The 24,721-nt window shown below is 66.7% G+C and carries 18 protein-coding genes; 15 read left to right on the top strand and 3 right to left on the bottom strand.

All coding sequences use genetic code 11. The annotated features are described in order from the left end of the window. Positions 1-6: 6 nt before the first annotated feature. Positions 7-504 carry a MarR family winged helix-turn-helix transcriptional regulator gene (locus DBO33_RS02485; protein WP_107653600.1) on the top strand — a complete coding sequence of 166 codons (498 nt, stop codon included), beginning with the start codon at positions 7-9 and terminating at the stop codon, positions 502-504. A 179-nt stretch (positions 505-683) separates the two neighbouring features. On the opposite strand, the gene DBO33_RS43800 is transcribed toward DBO33_RS02485, so the two are convergent. Next, positions 684-2,825, bottom strand: coding sequence for a SpoIID/LytB domain-containing protein (locus DBO33_RS43800; protein WP_234390660.1), 2,142 nt, complete (start codon positions 2,823-2,825; stop codon positions 684-686). 359 nt (positions 2,826-3,184) lie between these two features. Between DBO33_RS43800 and DBO33_RS02475 the strand changes: the two genes are divergently transcribed. Then, entirely contained in the window at positions 3,185-6,073 is a 2,889-nt protein-coding gene (locus tag DBO33_RS02475; protein WP_234390659.1) for an N-acetylmuramoyl-L-alanine amidase, read from the top strand. A 213-nt stretch (positions 6,074-6,286) separates the two neighbouring features. Here DBO33_RS02475 and DBO33_RS02470 read toward each other — a convergent pair whose 3' ends face one another. After that, a complete protein-coding gene (locus tag DBO33_RS02470) occupies positions 6,287-7,087 on the bottom strand; it encodes an HAD family hydrolase (RefSeq protein WP_107659896.1) in 801 nt (266 codons plus the stop codon). A gap of 114 nt (positions 7,088-7,201) precedes the next feature. Then, positions 7,202-8,407 (bottom strand): hypothetical protein, encoded by a 1,206-nt coding sequence (locus DBO33_RS02465; protein ID WP_159080101.1) that lies wholly within the window; start codon positions 8,405-8,407, stop codon positions 7,202-7,204. A 159-nt stretch (positions 8,408-8,566) separates the two neighbouring features. On the opposite strand from DBO33_RS02465, the gene DBO33_RS02460 reads away from it, so the two are divergent. The 13 genes from DBO33_RS02460 (at position 8,567) to DBO33_RS02405 (ending at position 24,665) form a co-directional block, all read left to right on the top strand. Then, positions 8,567-9,544, top strand: a complete 978-nt coding sequence (locus DBO33_RS02460) for an ABC transporter permease (protein WP_107653598.1) — start codon at positions 8,567-8,569, stop codon at positions 9,542-9,544. Continuing rightward, entirely contained in the window at positions 9,541-10,464 is a 924-nt protein-coding gene (locus DBO33_RS02455) for an ABC transporter permease (RefSeq protein ID WP_107653597.1), read from the top strand. The genes DBO33_RS02460 and DBO33_RS02455 overlap by 4 nt, the downstream gene beginning before the upstream one ends. Further along, complete coding sequence (locus DBO33_RS02450; RefSeq protein ID WP_107653596.1) at positions 10,461-12,341, top strand: ABC transporter ATP-binding protein; 1,881 nt, start codon at positions 10,461-10,463, stop codon at positions 12,339-12,341. Before DBO33_RS02455 ends, DBO33_RS02450 begins: the two co-directional genes overlap by 4 nt. A 12-nt stretch (positions 12,342-12,353) precedes the next feature. Then, positions 12,354-14,042: an ABC transporter family substrate-binding protein gene (locus tag DBO33_RS02445; protein WP_107653595.1), complete on the top strand. Its 1,689-nt coding sequence runs from the start codon at positions 12,354-12,356 to the stop codon at positions 14,040-14,042. Beyond that, positions 14,039-15,730 carry an ABC transporter family substrate-binding protein gene (locus DBO33_RS02440; RefSeq protein ID WP_407670456.1) on the top strand — a complete coding sequence of 564 codons (1,692 nt, stop codon included), beginning with the start codon at positions 14,039-14,041 and terminating at the stop codon, positions 15,728-15,730. Before DBO33_RS02445 ends, DBO33_RS02440 begins: the two co-directional genes overlap by 4 nt. Positions 15,731-15,767: 37 nt before the next feature. Next, positions 15,768-17,438, top strand: coding sequence for an ABC transporter family substrate-binding protein (locus tag DBO33_RS02435; protein WP_107653594.1), 1,671 nt, complete (start codon positions 15,768-15,770; stop codon positions 17,436-17,438). Further along, on the top strand, positions 17,435-18,097 hold the full coding sequence (locus DBO33_RS43480; RefSeq protein ID WP_234390658.1) for a hypothetical protein: 663 nt from the start codon (positions 17,435-17,437) through the stop codon (positions 18,095-18,097). Before DBO33_RS02435 ends, DBO33_RS43480 begins: the two co-directional genes overlap by 4 nt. A gap of 7 nt (positions 18,098-18,104) precedes the next feature. Then, positions 18,105-19,337 (top strand): MFS transporter, encoded by a 1,233-nt coding sequence (locus DBO33_RS02430; RefSeq protein ID WP_199856516.1) that lies wholly within the window; start codon positions 18,105-18,107, stop codon positions 19,335-19,337. Positions 19,338-19,451: 114 nt separating this feature from the next. Then, the gene (locus tag DBO33_RS02425; RefSeq protein ID WP_107653592.1) at positions 19,452-20,192 is read left to right on the top strand and encodes a FadR/GntR family transcriptional regulator; all 741 of its coding nucleotides are present in this window, start codon (positions 19,452-19,454) and stop codon (positions 20,190-20,192) included. Then, positions 20,189-20,905, top strand: a complete 717-nt coding sequence (locus DBO33_RS02420) for a sterol desaturase family protein (protein WP_107653591.1) — start codon at positions 20,189-20,191, stop codon at positions 20,903-20,905. Before DBO33_RS02425 ends, DBO33_RS02420 begins: the two co-directional genes overlap by 4 nt. A gap of 183 nt (positions 20,906-21,088) precedes the next feature. Beyond that, on the top strand, positions 21,089-21,298 hold the full coding sequence (locus DBO33_RS02415) for a heavy-metal-associated domain-containing protein (protein WP_107653590.1): 210 nt from the start codon (positions 21,089-21,091) through the stop codon (positions 21,296-21,298). A gap of 20 nt (positions 21,299-21,318) precedes the next feature. Continuing rightward, entirely contained in the window at positions 21,319-22,284 is a 966-nt protein-coding gene (locus tag DBO33_RS02410) for a hypothetical protein (protein WP_107653589.1), read from the top strand. Between the two features lie 128 nt (positions 22,285-22,412). After that, a complete protein-coding gene (locus tag DBO33_RS02405; RefSeq protein WP_107653588.1) occupies positions 22,413-24,665 on the top strand; it encodes a heavy metal translocating P-type ATPase in 2,253 nt (750 codons plus the stop codon). Positions 24,666-24,721: the final 56 nt, after the last annotated feature.

Genomic DNA, 24,721 nt, shown 5'->3' with positions numbered 1-24,721 from the left:
GCGGTCATGGACGCAGTGGATCTGTTCACCCAGCACTGGAATCGGGAGCGGCCGGATGTCGACGTCTCGCCGATGGCGGTGATCGGCCGCATCCAACGGTTGTCGCGCCTGTTCGAGCAGGACCTCAAGCGGTTCTTCAGCGACTTCGGCATGGAGTTCTGGGAGTTCGACGTGCTCGCCACGCTGCGCCGCTCCGGCAGCGAAGCCGGCCTCACCGCGGGCGCGCTGATCAAGGTGGCCATGGTGACCTCGGGTGCGATCACCAACCGGATCGACCGGCTGGTGGCCAAGGGGTGGATCGAGCGCCAGCCGTGCCCGGAGGACCGCAGGGTGATCCGAGTCCGGCTCACCCCGGAAGGTCACAAGGTGATCGACGATGTGCTGCCGAAGCACATGGAGAACGAGCAGCGGCTGCTCGCGTCGCTGGACCTGGACTCGCGCGAGCAGCTCGCAGGGTTGTTGCGGACGCTCGCCGAATCACTCGGTGATGGGGCGCCGGACTGACATCGCTATAGCGAAAGCCCGGCCTGGGTGGACACTTTCGGCCGCTGCCGGGCTTCTAGCGTTGCGACGCAACGAAAAGTGTCCGCCTAGACCGGCACCACCGTGCAGTCGTCACTGCCCATCACCGCTCCGCCACAACGGTTTCCGTGGATACGGTGGCAAGCCGGCCGCCGGTCGCACTACCTGTCGGGGATACGAATCCCAGGCGTCGGACGTGGCGTCGGAGTAGCCGCAGTGGTCGGTGCGAGCGTGCGCCCCGGTGACGCTGATGCCGCGGGCGGCAAGTTGACAGCGGACGGCGCGGACACGGGCGGCACACTCGAACTCGAAGGCGCGGACTCGAATACCGGCGGGACGCTCTCGTTGGACGGCGCCGACTCGTACAGAGGCGCCACGACGACATCGGACGGCGCAGGTTCGTGTGCCGACGGCGCGCTGACTTCTGGCGGCACAAAATCCTGCACCGGAGCGATATGCGCACTGGGCGGCGCGGATTCACGGATCCACAGCGCGCTCGCGTTCGACGGCTCCGAGCCGGACAGCCGCGACCCGCCGGTGCCGGACGGCGCGGATTCTCGCTGCTGCGGCATGCTCGCGTTCGACACCACCGATTCGTACCGCGACGGCACGCTGGTACCGGACGGCCCGGGCCCGACAGGCACGCTGGCCCCAGATACCGCAGCCTCCTGCGCGGCTGGCGAATTCGTCCAGGACGGCGCGAATTCCTTTGCAGGCGTCGAACTTATGCCGGACGCCCCGGATTTCCCTGCGGGCGGGGCACTTCCGCTGGGCGGAACGGGCGCACCCCCCGGCGGCGCGCTCACATCGGTGGGCGCGGATTCATCCACAGGCGGCACACCCGTGGATCCGGGTTCGCGCATGGGGTGTGTGTTCACACCGGCCGATGCGGTCTCACCCACACCGACCGGTGCGGATTCATGCACAGGCGGTGTGCTCACATCGGCGGGTACGGATTTATCCACAGGCGCTACACCCGAGGGTGCGGGCTCACCCACCGGAGGCACGCTCAAATCGCCAGGTGCAGGTGGTACACCCACGTCGGCGGGCGCGGATTCATGCACAGGTGGCGTGCTCGAACCGGCAGGGGCAGATTTATCCACAGGCGTTGTGCCCACGCCGGACTCGCGAGCGGGCGGCACGCCCGGGGCGGGTGTGGCCGGGTCAGGGACCAACTGGAGGAGCGTGGTGAAGTCGACGACCTGGGCACCGAGGGTGGGGGTGGAAATGATGACGCCGTTGGTGAACATGCGGTAGGTTCCGGCGTTCTCCGGCAGTGCCATCTCCGGACCGAGTGGTTGGCCGACCGCGCTGTTCGCACCGCCGATCCGCCGGTACTCGAGGTCGATCGGCGATTCGCCGACTGCGGCGCGGGTGCGTGGGTCCACCGGGGTCCGCGGTGCATTAGGGGCGAGATCGCTCAGCGCGGGTCCGACATCGAAGGTGTAGATGTCGGCGGGTTCGCCGCCGTCGGGGGCGGCGGAGTACTCCGTTCGCAGGATCCGCCCGTCCCGCAGCAGCACGGTCCCGGCGCTGGCCGCCACGGCGGCGGCCGTGCGCGGATCTTCCTTGACGGTACCGGGATACACCTGGCAGTCGGTGCTGTCACAGCTCTGCGCGTACGAATAACGGTGCTCAGCAAGGACATACGAGCGAGCGGCGATCGCCTGGGCGCGCAAGGCCTCGGCCGCGCCCTGGTCCGCCCAGTTCGCCTGCACCTCGGCCGGTAGGACGCCGAGCAGGTAGTCCTCCACATCGACGCGGTTGACTGTGCGCGCCGCCCCGTTCTCCAGCGCCACCCCGAGCGCGCCGCGATACCCGGTGCCCCCGCAGAGGGTGAGGTGTTCGGCGGCAGGCCGATTCGGGCCGGGGTCGAGCGGATAGACCCACGGATCGTTGGTCCCCGCCTGCCACAGCACCTCGCCCTCGCACCCGACCGTCACCACCACGTTCGCTCCGCCGTTCGGCAGCGGGGTCAGATGTGCGGCCTGCCCGGCCTGCACCACCCGACCGGCGACGCGCAGACCGGCGGCCGCGTAGGTGTCGAGGGTGGCGTCGTCCTGAGCGGTCAGCCGGATGCCGACGGTGTTTGCCGGAACGGTGCCGAGAGTGGCGCCCGGGTAGTAGTGACCGAGGATGGTTTCGGCGGTCCACCCCTCCTGCGCGTTCGCGAACGCGCCGTGCTGGCTCATGCCGCGCCCGTGGCCCGGTCCCGCCACCGTGCGATACGGGGACTCCCCCGGCCAGGCCCACAGCATGAAAACAGTGCCTACCGCCAGCGCCGCAGTACCTGTGACCAGCACTGGACGCACGGATAGCGCAGGTCGATCGGGTCCGCGTCTGCGCTGCCCCCGGCGCACCGCTCGTTTTTCTCTGCGCGCAGATTTCACCCGCATTCGTGCTCCCCCCGTGCTCTTTCGTTCCGGTGCTGTGTTGCGTCGCATCCGTTCACTCCCACGGTATTCCGGGGCCAGGTGGATTGCATACCTGTCGGCATGTCGTTCCGTCCCGGCCGCATTCCGAGAGCTACATTCGAGCAATCACATAATCCTCAACAAGAGGTTTAGATATGTGACAGTTGTGACTATTGTGGTCGTTGATACATCAGGAAGCAACCCTGGTTTTGCACACGATCACTGGTTCGACCTGAATGGAGACGCTCGTGCCCTACCGCAAACCGAAACGTTCCTACGTCCTCCCGGTTATCACCACGCTTGCGGTAGCGGCCCCGCTCGCGGCGCTCACGATGAGCGACTCGCCCGACTATCGCTCGGCCACCGATACCGAGCTCGCCGCCGTACCGGCGCAGCTCGCCGAGGTCGTGCTGAATTCGGCGCCCGACATCGTGCTTCCGCTGCGCGAACTCACCGGATTGGACCTACCGGATTTACGCCTGTCCGATCTACGAATGCTGCCGCTACCAGCGTCCATTCCCATTCCGGAAGGGCTACCGCTGCCGCCCGGTGTACAACTACCCAAAGAAATTCCCCTACCGAAGCTGAATGGTCCACACCAGGCCACTCCCGGCCAGCAGAGCGCGCCAGGTCAGAACTCCACACCTGGACTGAACGCCACTCCCGGGCAAGGCATCGCACCAGGCCAGACACCATTCCCGGGACAAGCCGCCACACCAGGGCAGGCACCGATTCCCGGTCAGGCCACCGCGCCGAATCGAAACACCATTCCAGGCCAGGGTGCCGCGCCTAATCAGAACCCCGCTCCAGGTCAGGCGATAGCGCCGAATCAGAACGCAGTCCCCGGCCAGGCAGTCGCACCGAGCCAGAACGCCGTGCCAGGCCAGGCAGTCGCACCGAGCCAGAACGCCGTCCCAGGCCAGGCAGTCGCACCGGCGCAGAACACCTTCCCAGGTCAGGCGGTAGCGCCGGGCCAGAGTGCCGTGCCAGGTCAAGCCACTGCGCCGGCTCAGAATCCCGTGCCAGGTCAAGCCACCGCGCCAGCCCAGAATGTCGTGCCGGGCCAAGCCGCCGCGCCTGGTCACCCCATTCCAAGCCAGGCCGCAGCACCAGGTCAGGCCGCAGCGCCCGGTCAGGCCGCAGCACCGGGTCAGGCCGTCGCGCCCAGTCAGAACCCCATTCCAGGCCAGGCCGCAGCACCGATTCAGAACCCAGCCCCTGGTCAGGCCCCTAACTCCGGGCAACCCGCACAGGCACCGACCTACACTCCCGGCGCCCGTTTCATCGCGGATCCCAGCCACCTCGAACCGGGCACCACCCCCGACACGCCCGCGCTGGCACCCGGCGCCGTCCCGGCTGAATGGGCCGACCAGGTCGGCGCTCAGGTCAAGGAACTGTCCCGGGAAACACCTTTCAGCGTGGTCGCGCTCACCGGCGCGGACCTGACGAACACCAAGGCGCTGCTGCGTGCCCGCCAGACCGACGGCACCTGGGGCCCCTGGTTCGACACCGAACCGGTGGACACTCGCCGCACCGATCGCACCGCCCCGGGCGGCAAGTCCGGCACCGAACCGATCTATGTCGGCACCACCAACGCGGTGCAGATGCTGGTCACCCGCAAGCCCGCCGCGGCGGCAGTGGACGACGCCGTCGCACCGGACTCCGCGAACCCACCGGCGCCGCGCACGGACGATCCCGCGCAGCTGGCGGGTGTCGACCTGACCGCCGTGCTCATCGATCCGGGTCGCGGCGCCATCGACAGCGCGCTGCACAAGGTCGCGGCACCCGTGCCCGGCGGCGGCGGACCCAAGGTGATCACCCGCGAGGGGTGGGGCGCCGACGAGAGCATCCGCTGCGAGGAACCCACCTACGACGACGGCCCCGGCAAGGACGGGCTCGGTGGTATCACCGTGCACCACACCGCCGGACGCAACGACTACAGCAAGGAAGAATCCGCGGGCATCGTCCGCGCGATCTACACCTATCACGCGCAGACGCTGGGCTGGTGCGACATCGGCTACAACGCACTGGTCGACAAGTACGGCCAGATCTTCGAGGGCCGCGCGGGCGGGCTCAACCGCGCGGTGCAGGGTGCGCACGCGGGCGGTTTCAACGAGAACACCGCGGGTGTCGCGCTGATGGGCAACTACACCTCCGAGGAGCCCAGCGAGGAGTCCATCGAAGCGATCGGCAACTTCATCGGCTGGCGGGCCAAGATCGCGGGCCTCGACCCGGTCGGCTACACCACGATGTATTCCGAGGGCACCGAATTCACGTCGTACGCCCTCGGCCAGGCGGTAAAGCTGCCGATCGTGTTCGCGCACCGCGATGTCGGCAACACCTCGTGCCCGGGTGACGCCGCCTACGACATGATGGATCGAATTCGCGAAATCGCCGCGAGTGTCGCGGGCGGGGCGAGCCTGGCGAACAGCGGAAACAGCGGCGCGAACAACAGCACCGGCACCGACGGCACCGCGAACAGCCCGGCCCCGCAGGCCGCGCCGCGCGGCAAGCCCGACCTCGCCGCGCTGGCCGCGCTCACCAAGAAGCTGCTCAGCATGGTGAACGACAACGCGATCGCCAAGCACTGGGCCGACAAGGGTGGTCCGAGTGGACCGCTCGGCGCCGCACAGACCGAACCGCTGCCCGCCGCGCAGGGCCAGCAGTACGCCAAGTTCGCCAACGGTTACGTCTACACCGCGCCGGACGGCAAGGTGATCGAGGTGCTCGGCGCGATCCTCGATCGTTTCCTGCAGCTCGGCGGTGACGCGGGCGTGCTCGGCCTGCCGCAGAGCGATGCGTACCAGGTGCCGGACGGACTGCGTTCGGATTTCCAGTACGGCTCGCTGATCCTCAACCAGGCGACCGGGATCGTCACCACGGTGTGGAAGACCTACAACGACATGTATCAGCAGGAAGCGAGTCGTCCGGCACCAGTAGCACCGGCTCCGGCCGAATCTCCAGCTCCCGCTGTGGTTCCCGCGCCGGCACCCGCCATTGTCCCGGCCCCGAGCCAGGATTCGGCCCCCGCTGAGGGTCCCGCACCCGCCGAGTTCGCAACTCCGGAACCCGGCACCCTCCAGTTCCCAGCACCCGAGGATTTCCTGCCGCACCCCGCTCCGGAACCAGCGGGCTGATCTACGACCACCCCTCGGAGCTCGCTGCCACAGCAGCGGGCTCCGAGTTCGTTCAACGGCATCGTTATCTGCCGCGATGGTCTGTTGCCAACCGCACAGCCCAGGTGGAACTGGTGCATCGCGGCTCTCGGCCGATGCCACACCATGGCCCCCCTCGGCTTCTGCGCCGGAATTGCTTGGGCGCGTGCGGCAATCGCGCGCCGGGCTACCCGCTCAGATCCACCAGCGTTCGAGAACGCGGGCAACGCCGTCGTCGGAGTTGGACTCGGCGACCTCGTCAGCCGCTTCTTTGGCTTCGGCATGCGCATTCGCCATCGCGACACCGTGGCCTGCCATGGTGAGCATCGGCACGTCGTTGGGCATGTCGCCGAACGCGACGATGTTCGCGGCCTCGACGCCGAGGCGCTGCGCGACGATCGACAGGCCGGAGGCCTTGGTGACACCGGGTGCGGACAGTTCGATCAGGCCGTGCTCGGTCGAGTAGGTGATATCGGCGCGCTCGCCGATCAGCGGCGCCAGCACCGTGCGCATGTCGGAGCTGCGGGCGCCGGGTAGGCGGATCAGCATCTTGATCGCCGGTGCGTCGACGACCTCGTTGCGGGCCACCGTGGTGTCGTCCGGATTCAGCCAGGCGTGCTCGTACAGCGGCGAGCTCACGAACTGCGGGGTGACCGCGTCGTGCGCACTCGCCCCGACCCGTTCGGCCGCGAGGCCACACCCCGGCAGCGCTTCCTCGGCCAGGTCGGCGACCCAGGACAGGGTGTCCACGTCCAATGTCATGCTGGCCAGCACCCGATCGGTCGCGCTGTCGTAGATGACCGCCCCGTTGCCGCACACGCACAGGGGCGCGTAGCCCAGCCCGTCGACGACCGGATCGATCCAGCGCGGCGGGCGTCCGGTGGCGAGCACGAACGGCACACCGTCACCGATCAGCGCGTCGACCGCGGCCTTGGTGCGCGCGGTGACCCGCTCGTCGTGGTCGATGAGGGTGCCGTCGACGTCGGTGGCCACCATCTTCGGCTTGGGCAGGTGCAGGAGGGTCACCTATTCCATCCTGCCGGACAACCATCTCGAAGTGGCGGGCGTGTCGTGCTGCGCACAGGAACCGATCGCTCGACGCCCCAGCGGTTACGAAGGTGGCGGACGCCAAACGCTGTCGTCCTCGGGTTTCGGCGGCTCCGAAGATGGTGGTTGCCGGACCGTCTCGTCGTCACGCCTCTCGGGAGCGGGCTGCGCGGACGGATCACCGGCAGCTCGCGACTCAGGTTGCGGACGCGCCTCCTGACCGCTGGGCGGCTGGGCGGGCGCACCCCAAGCAGCTTGCGGCTCTGGCCGTGGCCCCGCAGCCACACCACTCGGGGTTTGGGTGGGTGCGCCCCAAGCACCTTGCGGCTCTGGCGGAGACGATGCGGCCTGGCCACGCTGCGGCATGGCACCGGATTGTGCGGGTCCGCTCCCACCGGCCGGTGGCACGGCAGGCAGCCACCCGCTCTGCCCGGTCGGCGCCGGGGGCTGTGCGGACAGATTCCAGGCAACCTGTGGTGTTGACGGCTCCTCCGCGGCCTTGTCGAGGGACACCGCGTCACCAGATTGCGCGGGTGGACCCCAGGTGGGTTGCGGCGAGGCCGCGGCGACCTGATCGGTGGGATCCGCGGATGCGGATTGCGCAGGAGGTTGAGCGGGCGCGCTCCAGGCGGCTTGTGGCGGCTGGTGCCAGGCCTCATCGGAGACACCTGGTTGCGCGGGCTGCCAGGGCGGGCCGGGCTGCGGCGGGCCGGCGTAGGGGTATCCGTACGGCTGGGGCATGGCGACGGCGGGACTGTGTGCCAACCAGCGGGAGGTGGGCGGAAGCAGGGCGAGTATCGCGGTGGCGACGGGAAAGATGAGCCCGATCAAACTGCCCGCACTGCCGCTGATCACGCCGAGCCCGTCCGAGGAACCATCGATGGAACTGACGAGCGCGAACCCGACGATCTCCGCGACGACCACGGTGACACAGCCGACGACGACGAGCAGCCGGCCGAACGATTTCCGGCTGAACATCGCGACCGCGCCGACGCCGAGCACGACCGCGATCACCAGCGACAGCACCCCGGACACGATGGCCCAGGTCTGAAACCAGTCCTGCGAAAACAGCCCTGATGTGTCGTAATCCTGCAGTTGCCAGCCGATCAACCCGAACGCCAAACTTATTCCGCCACCGAGCAATTGGCCGATACTGCCGACGCACGCCAGCACTCCGGCGGTCACCGCGGTTGCCCCGCTCGGCGCGGGAACTCCGGCCGAATACGCCGGATATGGGTTGTATCCCCCGGGATATTGCGGATAACTCACGACTCCCCCTTCGACGCGTCGCACCGCCCGCGCACCTATGTGCCGCAAGAATAAAGGACATGCCGAACCCCGCGTGACACGCGCGACCGGGTCATCGTCCTTATGATCAGGGGCTAATACTCGACGCTGGTCCGTCCAGCCGAAAGACCATGAGGACTGATGACCGGCTTCCTGCTACGACGCGCGCTTCACTATGTCGTGCTGTTGCTGCTGGCGTCGTTCCTGACCTTCAGCTTGGCGTCGCTGACGTTTCGCCCGCTGGACAGTCTGGAACAGCGCAACCCGCGCCCACCGCAGGCGGTGATCGACGCCAAGGCGGAGGAGTTACACCTCAACGACCCGATCCCGCAGCGCTATATCACCTGGCTCAAGGGGATCCCGCAAGGGGATTTCGGCAAAACCCTGGCCGGCCAGCCGGTGAGCGAGGAGCTGCCGCGCCGGGTCGCGGTGAGTTTGCGGCTGCTGATCCTGGGCTCCCTGGTCGGCACGGTGCTCGGTGTGCTGATCGGTGCGGCGGGTGCCATCAGGCAATACAAATTCAGTGACTACTTCACCACGGTGATCTCGCTACTGGTGTTGAGCACGCCGGTGTTCCTGCTCGCGACATTGTTGAAATACGGTGCGCTGGAAATCAATTCGCTCACCGGCTCGCAGATATTCCTCTACACCGGGGAGACCTCGGCGAACCGCATCGACGGATTCTGGCCACAACTGCTCGACCGTCTGCAGCATCTGGTGCTGCCGACGGCCGGTCTCGCCCTCGGCGGTATGGCGGGCTACAGCCGCTATCAACGCAACGCGATGCTCGATGTGCTGCAAAGCGATTTCATTCGCACGGCCCGCGCGAAAGGCCTGACTCGTAGCAAAGCGCTATACAAGCACGGTTTGCGCACGGCGTTGATTCCGATGGCGACCTTGTTCGCCTACAGCCTGCTCGGCTTGATCACCGGCGCGACGTTCACCGAGAAGATCTTCGGCTGGCACGGCGTCGGTGAGTGGCTGGTGGATTCGATCAATGCGCAGGATCTGTACGTGGTGGTCACGGTGACCGCGTTCGCCGGACTGGTGGTGCTGGTGTCGGGTCTGCTCTCCGATGTGGTGCTGGCGATTCTCGACCCCCGGGTGCGTGTGCGATGACTGAAGCCGTCGAGATCATCGTCCAGGGTGCGCCCGAACCGGCGGCGGCAGGCCGCAGCAAGCTGGTGCTGCGCAGGTTCCTGCGCAACAAGCCCGCCGTCATCGGCGCGGTGATCCTGATCTTGCTGTTCATCGCCAGCTTCGCGTTGCCGCCGCTGCTGAAATACGACTACCAGCAGCTGGATTACACCGCGCTGTTGAAGCCGCCCAGCGCCAAGCATCCGTTCGGCACCACCCAGATCGGGCAGGACGTGCTGGCGCAGACCCTGCGCGGCATGCAGAAGTCCCTGCTGATCGGCCTGTGCGTGGCGCTGGTCTCCACCACCATCGCGGCGACGGCGGGGGCGATGGCCGGGCTGCTCGGCGGCTGGACCGACCGCGCGATCATGTGGCTGGTCGACCTGCTGCTGGTGGTGCCGAGTTTCATCATCGTCGCGCTGTTCGCGCCGCGCACGAAGGGCAGCGGATCGATCCTGCTGCTGATTCTGCTGCTCAGCCTGTTCGGCTGGATGATCAGCGCGCGCATCGTGCGCGGCCTGACGCTCAGCCTGCGCGACCGCGAATTCGTCAGGGCCGCACGGTATATGGGTGCTCCGACGCGCACCGTCATCGTCAGCCACATCCTGCCGAACATCGCCTCGATCCTGATCATCGACACCACGCTGGCGGTCGGCGCGGCGATCATGGCCGAGACCGGGCTCAGCTTCCTCGGTTTCGGTGTGCAGCCGCCGGATGTCTCGCTCGGCTCGCTGATCGCGTCCGGCACCAAGTCGGCGCTCACCTATCCATGGCTGTTCCTGTTCGCCGGTGGCCTGCTGATCACCATCGTGTTGTGCGCCAACCTGGTCGGTGACGGACTGCGCGACGCATTCGATCCCGGCGCCAAGCGGGCGCGCTCGAAGAAGAAGGCAAAGGTATGACGGGCGCTGACCCCACCGAGAAGGTCGTGGTCGAGAAGAACTTCACCGCACCGCTGCTGGAGGTCACCGACCTTCGGGTCTCCTTCCCCAGCGAGGAGGGCCGCATCGAGGCGGTGCGCGGGGTCAACTACACCGTCTCCGACGGTGAGGTGCTCGCCATCGTCGGGGAATCCGGCTCCGGCAAGTCCGTGTCGTCGCTCGCGGTGATGGGCCTGCTGCCCGAGCAGGCCAGGATCGGCGGCTCCATCCGGCTGCGCGGCCGCGAACTGCTCGGCCTCGGCGACCGCGAATTGTCAAGACTGCGTGGCAGTTCCATCAGCATGGTGTTCCAGGATCCGCTCTCGGCGCTGACCCCGGTGTACCGGGTCGGCGAGCAGATCGCCGAAGCCCTGCTGGCCCACGGCAAGATGAGCAAGACCGAGGCGGCGGACCGGGCGGTCGAGCTGCTCGGTCTGGTCGGCATCGGCGAACCCGAGGTGCGCGCCAAGGCGTTCCCGCACGAGTTCTCCGGCGGCATGCGCCAGCGCGTGGTGATCGCCATGGCCATCGCCAACGATCCCGCGCTGATCATCTGCGACGAGCCCACCACCGCGCTCGACGTCACGGTGCAGAAGCAGATCCTGAATCTGCTGCGCAAAGCGCGCGACATCACCGGCGCGGGCGTCATCATGATCACCCACGACATGGGTATCGCGGCCACACTGGCCGACCGGGTCGCGGTGATGTACGCCGGAAAGATCGTCGAAACCGCGACCACCACTGAGCTTTTCAGCGCGCCGCGGATGCCGTACACGGTGGGCCTGCTCGGCTCCATCCCGCGGATGGACCGCCCGGCCCGCCAGCCGCTGATCCCGATCTTCGGCGCACCGCCCGCCATGCACGCGCTGCCGCCGGGCTGCTCGTTCGCGCCGCGCTGCCCGATCTCCATCGACGAATGCCGGGTCGCCGAGCCGCCGTTGGAGAAGACCAATCCCGGGCATGCCGCCGCCTGCATCCGCACCGCGGAGGTCGGCACGGACGACCTGTTCGAGGCGTATCGGCAGGAAGTCACCGAGCCGAGGGTCGAGGCCGAGGTCAGTGAGCAAGTGGTGCTGCGGGTTTCGGAGTTGGTGAAGACCTTCCCGATCACCGCGGGCATCCTGTTCAAGCGCCGTAAGGGCGAGATCCGCGCGGTCGACGGCATCAGCTTCGAGGTGCGCGCGGGCCGCACGCTGGCGCTGGTCGGCGAGTCCGGTTCCGGGAAATCGACGACGCTCAGCCAGATTCTCGACCTGGTCCGGCCGGAATCGGGCACCATCGAAATCATGGGCAGCGACGTCGCGACCCTGACCAAGGCCCGCAAACGTGAGATCCGCCGGAAGATGCAGATCGTCTTCCAGGATCCGACCGCGTCGCTGGATCCGCGCCTGCCGATCTTCGACGCGCTGGCCGAGCCGATGCGCATCGACGGGCGCGGACGCGACGAGATCAGCCGCCGGGTACCGGAACTGCTCGAGCAGGTCGGCCTGCGCCGCGATCATGCCGAGCGTTATCCCGCCGACTTCTCCGGCGGCCAGAAACAGCGCATCAGCATCGCCCGCGCGCTCGCGCTGGACCCGGAGCTCCTGGTGCTCGACGAACCGGTGTCCTCGCTGGACGTCTCCATCCAGGCCGGTGTGCTGAACCTGTTGCGCGACTTGCAGATCGAGCGCGGCCTGTCCTACCTGTTCGTCTCGCACGACCTGTCCGTGGTGCGCAACCTGGCCCACGATATCGCGGTGATGTACCGCGGCAAGATCGTCGAATCCGGCCCGGCGGAACAGATTTTCGCCGATCCACGGCACGAGTACACCCGCGAGCTCATCGACGCGGTGCCCGTGCCTGCCGTCAGCCGATAGAAGGAGAGCGCGATGCCGATCCGAGCGAGCCGAAGGCCGGCATTGCGCTGGGCGATCCCGGTGGTCGCGCTGAGCCTGCTCACGGCGGGTTGCGGGGCGGTTGATACGCCCTCGACCGAGGGCGTGTCCGGCGCGATCGGCTCCACCAGCGACATCAACCCCAAAGGTGTCGACGAGCTGCGCGACGGCGGCAACCTGCGGCTGGCCACCACCTCGTTTCCCGCCAACTGGAACACACTGTCCATCGACGGCAACGACGGCGAGATCGCCGACATCGAACGGCCGTTGATGCCGCGCGCGTTCGACACCAACGCGGCGGGTGAGCTGACCGTCAACCACGACTACTTCACCGATGTCCAGCTCACCAACACCAGCCCGCAGCAGGTCACCTACACGATCAATCCGAAAGCCGTTTGGTCCGACGGCAATCCGATCACCTGGGAAGACATCCGCTCCCAGGCCAAGGCACTCGACGGCACCGACAAACGCTTCCTGATCGCCATCACCGTCGGTTTCGACCGGGTGGAGAAGGTGGAGCGCGGCGTCGACGACCGCCAGGCCGTCATCACATTCCGGCAGCCCTTCACCGAATGGCGCGGCCAGTTCGCGGGCAACACGTCGCTGTTTCCCAAATCGGTGACCGCCGACCCGGATGCCTTCAACAAGGGTCTCGTCGACAACATGGGGCCCACGGCGGGCCCGTTCCTGGTCCAGTCCACCGATCGCGGCCAGGGCCGAATCGTGCTGGGCCGCAATCCGAACTGGTGGGGCGCCAAGCCGAAACTCGACACCATCACCTACACCGTGCTCGACCGCAACGCCTGGGTCGGCGGCCTGCAGAACAACGAGCTCGACGCGGTGCTGCTCAGCAACCTCGACGACGCGACCACCGTGCGCAGGTCCTCGGGCGTCGTCGTCCGCCGCGCACCGGGTAATCGCTGGCGGCACATCACCTTCAACGGCGCACCCGGCTCCATCCTCGCCGATCCCGCTCTGCGCGTAGCCATCTCGAAGGCAATCGATCGTCAAGGCATCGCCACCGCGGTGCAGAACGGTCTGGTCGAACAACCGAAACCGCTGAACAACCACGTCTTCCTGGAGGGCCAAGCCGGATACCAGGACAACAGCCTCGGCTTCGATCCGGACGCCGCCGCAAGGGAACTCGATGCACTCGGCTGGAAGCTCAACGGCGACACCCGCGAGAAAGACGGCCGCAAGCTCGTCATCCGGGACGTCATGTACAACGACGACACCTGGATCCAGATCGCCCGCATCATCCAGCAGAACCTCGCCCGGATCGGCGTCGAACTCACCATCGACACCAAGCCCGGCGCGGGCTTCTTCACCGACGTCATCATCCCCGGCGACTTCGACGTCGCCCAATTCGCCTACATCGGTGACGCCTTCCCGCTCAGCAGCATCCCGCAGACCTACGGCTACAACCCCGGCGACTGGCAGAACAACTTCGGCCACATCGGCTCCCCCGAACTCAACGCCCTGATCGATCGCACCCTGTCCGAACTGGACCCGAAAAAGGCGATCGAGTTGGCCAACGAGGTGGATCGAAAGGTGTTCGAGGAGGGGCACTCGTTGCCGCTGACCCAGTCGGAAGGGAACTGGGGCGTGCGCGCGGACATCGCCAACTTCGGGTCACCGGGGTTGGCGTCGTATGACTACACGAAGATCGGATTTATGAAGTGAACCCAACCACAGGCAAAACCGACACCATCCGTGCCATAGGTATTCGATGCGCCGCACCCGCTGTCGCCCTGGCGCTGATCTTGACGGGATGTGGTTCGGACGGCGACCCACAGACGAGTTCAAGCACGATCGGTGCGGTCAACGACATCAATCCCAAGGATGCGAGTGAGATTCGGGACGGTGGCAATCTACGGCTCACCCTCACCAGCTTTCCCGCCTCCTTCAACGCTCATCACGTCGACTCGGACGGCGAACTGTCGGACCTGGTTGCGTGGGCGATGCCAGGCACCGTCACTTCGAACGCCGCCGGTGAGCTGTCCGTCGACCGCAACTATTTCACTGATGTGCAGCTCACCAGCACGAACCCACAGCAAATCACCTACACCATCAACCCGAAGGCAGTCTGGTCCGATGGCTCCCCGATCACCTGGGAAGACCTCAAGACTCAAGCGAATGCGCTGAGCGGCCGCAACCCTGAATTCCTGGTGTCCGCAACCCAGGGCTACAGCCGAGTTGACAAGGTCGAGCGCGGTGTCGATGACCGCCAAGCGGTTGTCACTTTCGGCAAGCACTACGCAGAGTGGCAGGGCCTGTTCAATCCCTTGTATCCGAAGGCGTCGATGGAAACGCCGCAAGCCTTCAACGACGTCGACCGCAACAGCCTTCTGGTGTCCTCCGGCCCATTCATGGTCACCTCGATCGACAAGGCACAGCAGCGAATTGTTCTCGGCCGCAACCCGAAATGGTGGGGTGACACCCCGAAGTTGGACACCGTCACCTACAGCGTGCTCGACTATTCGGCCCGTATCAACGCGCTACAGAACAACGAGCTCGATTTCGCGACCGTGTCCGGGATCGACGAGGTGAAGACCGCGACCAACGCACCCGGTATCAAGGTGCGCCGCGCTCCCGGCGTGCGTTTCTCGCACTTCACCTTCAACGGCGCACCCGGCTCGATCCTCGAGGATCCCAAACTGCGCGTAGCGATCTCGAAGGCGATTGATCGGCAGGGCATCGCCACCGCAACCCAGAACGGAGTCGTGGAGAACCCCAAGCCATTGAACAACCACATTTTCATGGAAGGGCAGAAGGGTTATCAGGACAACGCCGCCGCGGTCGCGTACAACCCGGAACAGGCTGCCAAGGAGCTCGACGAGCTGGGTTGGAAACTCAACGGCGACGTCCGCGAGAAGGACGGCAGGAAGCTCGAGATCCGGGATGTGATGTACCAGCAGGACAGTTGGGTACAGATGGCACAGATCGCACAGCAGAACCTGGCGAAGGTCGGCGTCAAACTCACCATCCAGACCGTTCCGGGCAATGGACTCTTCACCAATGTCGTCGATCCCGGCAATTTCGACATCGTCCAATTCACCTGGTCCGGCGGCACGCTTCCACTGGGCGCTTTGCCTCAGATCTATGCCTACGATCCTGCTCTTCCACAGAGCAACAAGGGCAAGATCGGCACACCAGAGCTCAACGCCCTGATCGAGGAGGTCATCTCCGAGCTCGATCCGCAGAAGGCGATCGAACTGGCGAACAAGGCCGATCGGATGATTTTCGAAGAAGGCTTCTCGCTGCCCATTGTGCAGTCTGCCGGAGCCGTAGCAGTACGCGACAACCTCGCCAACTTCGGTGCGCCTGGCCTGGCCTCCTACGACTACACCAAAGTCGGCTTCGTGAAGTAGGCGCTGCCAGTTGTCCATTGAAAAAGGAAGGTCCCGAATGAGGATTCGCCATTTAGGCGTGCGGTTCGCGATTCCGTGCGTCGCCGTCGGGCTGATCATGTCCGGTTGTGCGGACAACGGCGGCGTGACGCCGGGTACGAGCACCATCGGCAGCACGAACGACATCAACCCGAAGGATCCGAGTGAACTACGCGATGGCGGCAATCTGCGCTTGGCGCTGACCTCATTCCCTGAGACCTTCAACTACCTGCACGTCGACGGGGGTCTGGAGGATGTGTCGGCTGTTGCCGCGCCGACCATGCCCTCGCCGTTCGTCAGTGACGCTGCGGGCGAGCTCACCGTGGACCACAACTACTTCACCGACGTGAAGCTGACGAGTACCAGCCCGCAACAGGTCACCTACACGATCAACCCGAAGGCCGTGTGGTCCGATGGTTCGCCGATCACCTGGGAGGACCTGCGGTCGCAGGCGGCTGCGCAAAGTGGCCGGGACAACCGGTATCTCGTATCTTCCACCAGCGGTTTCGAACGCGTCGAAAAGGTCGAGCGTGGAGTGGACGATCGGCAGGCGATCGTCACATTCAACAAGCCCTATGCCGAGTGGAAAGGCCAATTCGGCTACCTCTATCCGAAGGAAACCACGGCAACCCCCGAGGCCTTCAACGATCGCGACCGGAACGGCCTGGCGGTCAGCGCAGGTCCGTTCGGGATCACCGAGATCGACCGCGGCCAAAATCGGATCACCTTGAGCCGCAATCCTAAGTGGTGGGGTCCGACACCGAAGCTGGAGTCGATCACCTTCAGCGTGCTCGACAGCACGGCACGGCTGCCCGCGATTCAGAACAACGAACTCGACTACGCCTACATGTCCGGCATCGAGAACGTCACTGCGGCACGCAATTCGCAGAACGTCGTCATCCGTCGCGCACCTGAGCCGAGTTGGTCGCACCTGACCTTCAACGGTGCGCCCGGCGCGCTGCTCGAGGACCCCAAGTTGCGCATCGCGATTTCCAAGGCGATCGACCGGCAGGGCCTGGTCAACGCAGCTCAGAACGGTGTAGTCGACAATCCGAAACCGCTCAACAACCACATCTTCATGGCGGGCCAGAAGGGTTACCAAGACAATTCCGCACCCATCGCCTACGACCCTGACGAGGCCGCGCGCATGCTGGACGAACTCGGATGGAAGCTGAACGGTGATGTACGCGAAAAGGATGGACGCAAGCTCGAGCTCCGCGATGTGATGTATCAGCAGGACCAGTGGGTCCAGACGGCGCAGATCGTGCAGCAGAATCTCGCGAAGGTCGGCGTGAAGCTGAATATCCAGACGGTGCCCGGTGCCGGGTTGTTCAAGAACGTCATCGATCCGGGTAACTTCGACATCGCCCAGTTCAGCTGGGGCGGGAGCGTTCTCCCGCTCGGTGCACTGCCGCAGATCTACGCCTACGATCCGAACAACTTGCAGGGCAACAAGGCACGAATCGGTTCGCCAGAGCTGAATGCGCTGATCGAGGAGACCATTTCGGAACTGGATCCGCAGAAGGCGATCGAGCTGGCCAACAAGTGCGACCAGATGATCTGGGCCGAGGGCTACTCCGTTCCGCTGCAGCAAGCATCGGGAACCTACGCCGTCCGCGAAAACCTCGCCAACTACGGCGCCTTCGGCCTCGCCTCCATCGACTACACGAAAGTAGGCTTCCTGAAGTGAGTTTCGGATCAGGCCACCCACTGGCCTATCCGAGCAGCGTAACGATCGGCGCCCTGGCGATTTGCCTCGCCTGGGCGCCGTTCGGCGATCTGGACCAGGTGGCGGCGCTGGCGACGGTGGCGCTGGGGATCATCGGATATTCGAGCTATCGGATCGCCGTTGCACTGGGGTTTCTCGCGTTTTGGCCCTCTGGATCGGCACGCACCGTGGGGGTTTCGCGTATCCGCCAGCAGCACCGGCTGCTCAGCCGGTCCTGGCTGGAGATCAGCGGGACCGGCCGACCACGGTGGCTACCGGTCTATTTCGATCCCGCACTGATGACCCTGACCGAAAGCCCCGCCGATCTCACCGATCGAACCATCCACGTCGCAGGCCACCGCCTCTACCCCTCCGGCCGCATTCGCACCACGGAACCACCGGGCCGACTGATCGACAACCCGTCCCGCCCCGACCCGGACGCCCCCACCCTCACCACCACCGCGTCCCGCCTACGCCGGCGCCTACTCCTCGATGCCCAATCCACCGTCGCCGCCCCCTTCGCAGCCCTCCTATGGATCTACGTCGACGGCGGCTCCTTCACCACCTTCCTCGCCGCCACCTGCGTCGCCGCCGCCACCGCCCTCTGGCTCTCCGCCATCCGCGGCTCCGACCCGAGCTGAACCGCGCGTGACATCGCCGCTAGCGGTGGAAGCGAAGCTCCCCCAGGACTTTCACCGACTGTGGGGCGCGTTCACTGTTAGTCAGCTCGGAAGTTCGCTGAGCGCCGGTGCTTTGCCGTTGATCGCGATCATTGTGCTGGGGGCCTCGGACTTTCGGGTGGCACTGCTCGCGGCGCTCGCAGCAGTGGTCAGTGCGGCCATCGCACTGCCGCTCGGGCCGTTCATCGAGTTCCGTCGCAAGCGGCCGGTGATGATCGGTGCGGACGTACTGTGCTTCGTGGCGCTGGCGACCGTTCCGGTAGCGATGGCCTGCGGCGTGCTGAGTTACGGCCAGTTGTGCGTTGTTGCTACCGCGCAGGTGCTCGGTGCCATGGTCTTCAGCGCGGCCAGCGGGGCGCACCTGAAAGCACTGGTGCCGGAGTCGATGCTGACCACGGCGAACAGCAGGTTCGAGACGACGTTCTGGACGGTGTCCGGTCTCGGTGCGCCGGTCGGCGGCGTCCTGATCGCTGTGTTCGGGGCGGGGGTCACCGTGTTGATCGATGCGGTCAGTTTCCTGGTGTCCGCGTTGGGCATTCGCACGCTGCGGCAACCCGAGCCGGCACCGCCGGTCGCGCAGGTCGAGCGCCACTGGGTGGCCGATATTCGCGGCGGGGGGTCTTACATCTTTCGGCATCGCACGCTGCATGCGTTGTTCTGGAACGCCCTGCTGTTCGGCGGGGCGATCAGGCTGTCCGGGCCGCTGCTGGCGATTCTGATGCTGCGCGAGTTGCAGCTCACGCCGTGGCAGTACGGGCTTGCGCTCGGCATTCCCAGTTTCGGCGGCATCGTCGGATCGTTGCTGACCGGGCGGCTGGTCGCCCGATTCGGCGAACGCGCCGTTCTGCTCGGCTTCGGGGTGTTGCGCACCTGGTGGATGGGATTCCTACTGCTCGCCGGGCCGGGAGTCGCCGGGCTGGTGGTCATTGTCGTGGCAGAGACCACGCTGCTGTTCTGTGCCGGTGTATTCAATCCGATCTTCACCACGTTCCGTATGCGTGCGACGGACGACGCGTACATGTCGCGGGTAGGCATCGCCTGGTCCATCAGTGCTCGCTGCTGTCAGCCGATTTTCATCGCCCTCGGTGGCGCCTTGGCCACCGTCACCAGCGTTCGCTTCGCCATCGGCTGCGCGGCGGTCGCCCTGCTGACCAGCTCACTACTGCTGCCCTGGCGAACCGGGTCCGAGCTCCGGCGCTAGATCTCCGCCGCGCGGACCGGCAGCGAAGTGCGGAGCGCGCCGCGATGACCGATGCAGTGCTGCAAATTGGTCTGACCACTTGACCTCCTGACCTATAGGGCGCACAGTAGCGGTATGGCTTTGCAACCTGTGGTCAAGCGGTCGGTGTCGGGGGATGTTTTCGAGCAGATCGCGGCGGATGTGCTGAGTGGGGAGTTGGTGCCGGGGGCGACGTTGCCTAGTGAGCGGCAGTTGGCGGAGGCATTGGGGGTGTCGCGGCCTGCGGTGCGGGAGGCGTTGCAGCGGTTGGCGGCGGCGGGGCTGGTTGCGGTGCGGCAGGGGGATGCGACGACGGTGCTGGATTATCGGCGGGGGGCGGGGCTGGAGGTTTTGCCGCGGCTGCTGCTGCAGGCCGGGGAGTTGGATCCGAAGGTGGCGCGCAGCATTTTGGAGGCGCGGTTGCACAACGGGCCGAAGGTGGCGGAACTCGCCGCTGGGCGGCTGGGTGTGACGGATGCCGAGACAGTGGGCGCCCTGCTGGCGGGCCCCGTGGAAGCGCTTGCGGCGGAACAGGATCCGGTGGCGCAGCAGCGGCATGCGATGGAGTTCTGGGATCACGTGGTGGACGCGGCCGACTCGATCGTATTCCGGCTGATGTTCAACATGTTGCGGGCCGCTTATGAACCAGCGCTCGCGGCGCTGGCCCCGATCATGTCCGCCGAGGTGGGCAATGTCGCGGCCTACCGCGAACTGGCCGCCGCCATTGTGGCGGGCCGGCCGCAAGAGGCCGCCGAGATCGCCCGGGCCCTGCTCGAGCCGGCGACCACCGCACTGATCGACGTCCTCGACGGACGCTTCAACGAGGAAACAACATGACGAAACCCCATGCTTCCGAGCAGAATTCAGTCGAGGCGAACGCGCGGGCCCGAGTACGCAACGATGAACGATCCTTGCGTCGCGGACTCACGCTCGGCGCCGCGTTCCGCGAGTTTCTGCGCCACCCTTCGCCATGGCTCATCGGCGGCACGCTGATCGCGGCCGTTGTCGGCCGAATCCTGGTGGGCGACTGGCAATCGACCGATCTCCTGGTGCCAGCGGTGATGCTCGCGGTGTTCCCGATCTTCGAATGGATCGTGCACGTCACCGTATTGCACTGGCGGCCTAGGCAACTCGGGCCGATCCCGATCGACAGCGAACTGGCCCGTAAACACCGGGAGCACCATGTCGATCCGCGCAATATCCCGCTGATCTTCATTCCGACCAAGACTCTCTCGGCGCTGGTGGTCGCGCTGCTCGCGCTGGCCGCCTTGGCTTTCCCGCGCCTAGGCCTGGGCCTGACCTTCCTGATCACCATCACGATCCTCGGGCTCGGCTACGAGTGGACGCACTACCTGATCCACACCGACTACAAGCCGAAAGGCGCGCTGTACCGCGCGGTCTGGCGGAATCACCGGCACCACCACTACAAGAACGAGCACTACTGGTTCACCGTGACGACCTCCGGCACCGCTGATCGCCTCTTCGGCACCCATCCCGACCCCGCCACCACTGAAGCCTCCCCCACCGCCCGCAACCTGCACGCGGGCTGATCGCGCGGTCCACCGGAACTAGCCATCGCCTGCGGGTGGTGGCTTTTTTCGTGCCCGGGCAAACACCCCTGTGATCAGGCGCACTTCTCCCGCCGCGAAACAACCTCTTGACTCAGTACCCTAGGGGGGTATGGTAACTAGCAGGAGCACGGCAGAGGCCGTCGCCGGAGAAGGAGAACCACCATGAGCACCGCGATCACCGTGACCGTCACCGGCATGACCTGCGGCGGCTGCGCCACTTCGGTGCGCGACGGGATCGGCCGCGTCTCCGGCGTCGACACCGTCACGATCGACCTGCCCACCGGCCAGGTCACCGTCGAGAGCGCGGCCCCGATCGAGCGCGACACCATCGTCGCGGCCATCGATCAGGCCGGCTACACCGTCGCCGACTGACACCGGAAACGGAGCATCCGATGAACGCAACCACCAAGTTCGCCGGCTTCGCCCTCGGCCTGGCCGCCGTCTTCGGCATCGCCATCGCCACCGGCGCGGCGATCGGTCCCGAGCCGGAAACCCCCGAATCACACGCGCACGAGGCCGGACCGGTAGCTCCCGCCGCCCGGGAACCCAACGGCACGATGGCTACCGCCAGCGGCTACACGCTGCGGCTCGACACCGCACTCACCGCCGCGGCGCCGAACACAACGCTGCGCTTCCGCATCCTCGACCAAGACGGCGCACCGCTCACCCGCTACCAGCGCACCCACGACAAAGACCTGCACCTGATCGTGGTGCGGCGCGACATGACCGCCTTCCAGCACGTGCACCCCGTCCTCGGCGGTGACGGAACCTGGAGCGTCCCACTGGATCTCACCCGCGCGGGTGACTATCGAGTGTTCGCCGACTTCACCCCCGGGGGCGGCGACAACTTGACCCTCGGCACCGACCTGCGGGTCGCGGGCAACTACGATCCGAGGCCGCTGCCGGTCGCGGCGACCACCAGCACGGTCGACGGTTACACCGTCACCCTCGACGGCACCGTCACCCCCGGACAATCCTCGAAGGTCACGCTGTCCGTCAGCCGCAACGGCGCGCCGGTCACCGACCTGCAGCCGTACCTGGCGGCCTACGGTCACCTCGTCGCACTGCGCGCCGCCGATCTCGCATACCTGCACGTGCACCCCGACGGTCACCCCGGCGACGGTGTCACTCCGGCGGGACCGGGCATCACCTTCTATGTCACCGCACCGAGTGCGGGCGACTACCGGCTGTTCCTCGACTTCCAGCACGAAGGGGTGGTCCGCACCGCCGAGTTCACGCTGACCGTCGGCCAGGGCACCGGGGCGGCGGAGTCCGTGACCCACGACGGGCACGGCAGCACACCCCCGCCCGCTCCGGCACCCGGCGCCCCGGCCCCGGAACCGGCACACGGCCACTGATGTCCGGTCGGTGCTTCCGCAGACCGCGAGGCACCGGCTCGGCAGATATCGACCCAGCACGGCGCGCACCACCGTCGCGACAGCGACGACGAATCTCCACTACCGTGCCGCACAGAACGGAGCACACGATGACCACCGCGACGCAACCACCCGGCACCGGGCAGGTCGAACTGGTAATCGGCGGCATGACCTGCGCGTCCTGCGCCAATCGCATCGAGAAGAAGCTGAACAAGCTCGATGGTGTCACCGCGACGGTGAACTACGCGACCGAGAAGGCGCGGGTCGATGTCACCGGTGACGTCTCCCCGGCGGAGTTGATCGCGACCGTCGAGCAGGCCGGATACAGCGCGACGCTGCCGCCACCGAAGTCGGCGCCGGCGGAAGTCGCTGTCACCGAGCAAGATCCGACGGCCGCCCTGCGTACCAGGTTGCTGGTGTCGCTCGTACTGACGGTGCCGGTGATCGCGATGGCGATGATCCCCGCACTGCAGTTCACCAACTGGCAGTGGCTTTCGCTGACGCTGGCCGCGCCGGTTGTGGTGTGGGGTGCGCTGCCGTTCCACCGCGCGGCGCTGACCAACCTGCGCCACGGCACGGCCACCATGGACACGCTGGTGTCGATGGGCACCCTGGCCGCGTTGGGCTGGTCGCTGTACGCGCTGTTCTGGGGTACCGCGGGCACGCCGGGCATGAAGCACCCGTTCGATTTCACCATCTCCCGGATGGACGGCAGCGGCAGCATCTACCTGGAGGCCGCGGCGGGTGTCACCACGTTCATCCTGGCCGGACGCTTCTTCGAGGCGCGGTCCAAGCGGCGCGCCGGTGCGGCGCTGCGGGCGCTGCTGGAACTCGGCGCGAAGGAGGTCTCGGTGCTGCGCGACGGTACCGAGCAGCGGATCCCGGTGGAGCAGTTGGCCGTCGGCGACCGGTTCGTCGTGCGGCCCGGTGAGAAGATCGCCACCGACGGCGTGGTGACCGAGGGCTCCTCGGCAGTCGACGCCTCGATGCTGACCGGCGAGTCCGTGCCGGTCGAGGTCGGGCCGGAGGACACCGTGGTCGGCGCCACCGTGAACGTCGGTGGCCGGATCGTCGTGCGCGCCAGCCGGATCGGCTCGGATACCCAGTTGGCCCAGATGGCGCAGCTGGTCGAGGACGCGCAAACGGGCAAGGCGCAGGCCCAACGGCTGGCCGACAAGATTTCCGGCATCTTCGTGCCGATCGTGATCGCGCTGTCGGTCGCGACGCTCGGATTCTGGCTGGGCACCGGCGGTTCCGTCGCCGCGGCCTTCACCGCCGCGGTCGCGGTGCTGATCATCGCCTGCCCGTGCGCCCTCGGGCTGGCCACGCCGACCGCGCTGATGGTCGGGACCGGTCGCGGTGCGCAGCTGGGCATCCTGATCAAAGGCCCGGAAGTGCTGGAATCGACCAGGCGGGTGGACACCGTGGTGCTGGACAAGACCGGCACCGTCACCACCGGCAAGATGACGCTGCTCGATGTTGTCGCGGCCGACGGGGAAGACACCGCCGAGGTGCTCGCATTGGCTGGGGCACTGGAGGATTCGTCCGAACACCCGATCGCCCAGGCCATCGCCAAGGGCGCCAGGGAGCAGACCGGTGCGCTGCGTGCGGTCGAGGGCTTCGCGAATATCGAGGGCCTCGGGGTGCAGGGCGTGGTGGACGGGCACGCGGTGATCGTCGGACGGGCCCGCCTGCTCGCCGACTGGGCACAGCACCTGGACGCGGAGCTGGAACGGACCATGCAGGCCGCCGAAGCCGAGGGCAAAACCGCGGTGGCGATCGGCTGGGACGGTAAGGCGCGCGGCGTGCTCGTGGTCGCCGATGCCGTGAAACCGACTTCCGCCGAAGCGATTTCGCAACTGCGTGCGCTCGGGCTCACCCCGATCATGTTGACCGGCGACAACACCGCCGCCGCCGCGGCGATCGCCGCGCAGGTGGGCATCGACCAGGTGATCGCGGAGGTGCTGCCGCAGGACAAGGTCGCCACCGTCAAGCGGCTGCAAGCCGAAGGCAAGGTCGTGGCGATGGTGGGTGACGGGGTCAACGATGCCGCCGCGCTGGCCCAGGCCGACCTCGGTTTGGCCATGGGCACCGGCACCGATGTCGCGATCGAGGCCAGCGATCTGACCCTCGTCCGTGGCGACCTGCGTGCCGCGGCCGACGCGATCCGTCTGTCCCGCAGGACCTTGGGCACCATCAAGGGCAACCTGTTCTGGGCCTTCGCCTACAACGTGGCCGCGATCCCGCTGGCCATGGCCGGGCTGCTGAACCCGATGCTCGCGGGCGCCGCCATGGCGTTCTCCTCGGTCTTCGTCGTCAGCAACAGCCTGCGACTGCGCACGTTCCGCTCCACCGCGCAGTAGTCGCTGCGAATACGAAGGGGACGGCACCACAGGGTGTCGTCCCCTTCGGCGTGCTC

It is taken from the genome of Nocardia suismassiliense (assembly GCF_900269665.1).
GTDB classification, from domain to species: domain Bacteria; phylum Actinomycetota; class Actinomycetes; order Mycobacteriales; family Mycobacteriaceae; genus Nocardia; species Nocardia suismassiliense.
Note: the sequence above shows the minus strand (reverse complement) of the source record. Positions and strands in the feature narration are given on the sequence as shown.

Coding starts and splice junctions, on each gene's coding strand:
- DBO33_RS02485 (WP_107653600.1), top strand. CDS start 7: ATGGACGCAGTGGATCTGTTCACCCAGCACTGGAATCGGGAGCGGCCG.
- DBO33_RS02470 (WP_107659896.1), bottom strand. CDS start 7,087: ATGGTGGCCACCGACGTCGACGGCACCCTCATCGACCACGACGAGCGG.
- DBO33_RS02460 (WP_107653598.1), top strand. CDS start 8,567: ATGACCGGCTTCCTGCTACGACGCGCGCTTCACTATGTCGTGCTGTTG.
- DBO33_RS02455 (WP_107653597.1), top strand. CDS start 9,541: ATGACTGAAGCCGTCGAGATCATCGTCCAGGGTGCGCCCGAACCGGCG.
- DBO33_RS02450 (WP_107653596.1), top strand. CDS start 10,461: ATGACGGGCGCTGACCCCACCGAGAAGGTCGTGGTCGAGAAGAACTTC.
- DBO33_RS02445 (WP_107653595.1), top strand. CDS start 12,354: ATGCCGATCCGAGCGAGCCGAAGGCCGGCATTGCGCTGGGCGATCCCG.
- DBO33_RS02435 (WP_107653594.1), top strand. CDS start 15,768: ATGAGGATTCGCCATTTAGGCGTGCGGTTCGCGATTCCGTGCGTCGCC.
- DBO33_RS02425 (WP_107653592.1), top strand. CDS start 19,452: ATGGCTTTGCAACCTGTGGTCAAGCGGTCGGTGTCGGGGGATGTTTTC.
- DBO33_RS02420 (WP_107653591.1), top strand. CDS start 20,189: ATGACGAAACCCCATGCTTCCGAGCAGAATTCAGTCGAGGCGAACGCG.
- DBO33_RS02415 (WP_107653590.1), top strand. CDS start 21,089: ATGAGCACCGCGATCACCGTGACCGTCACCGGCATGACCTGCGGCGGC.
- DBO33_RS02410 (WP_107653589.1), top strand. CDS start 21,319: ATGAACGCAACCACCAAGTTCGCCGGCTTCGCCCTCGGCCTGGCCGCC.
- DBO33_RS02405 (WP_107653588.1), top strand. CDS start 22,413: ATGACCACCGCGACGCAACCACCCGGCACCGGGCAGGTCGAACTGGTA.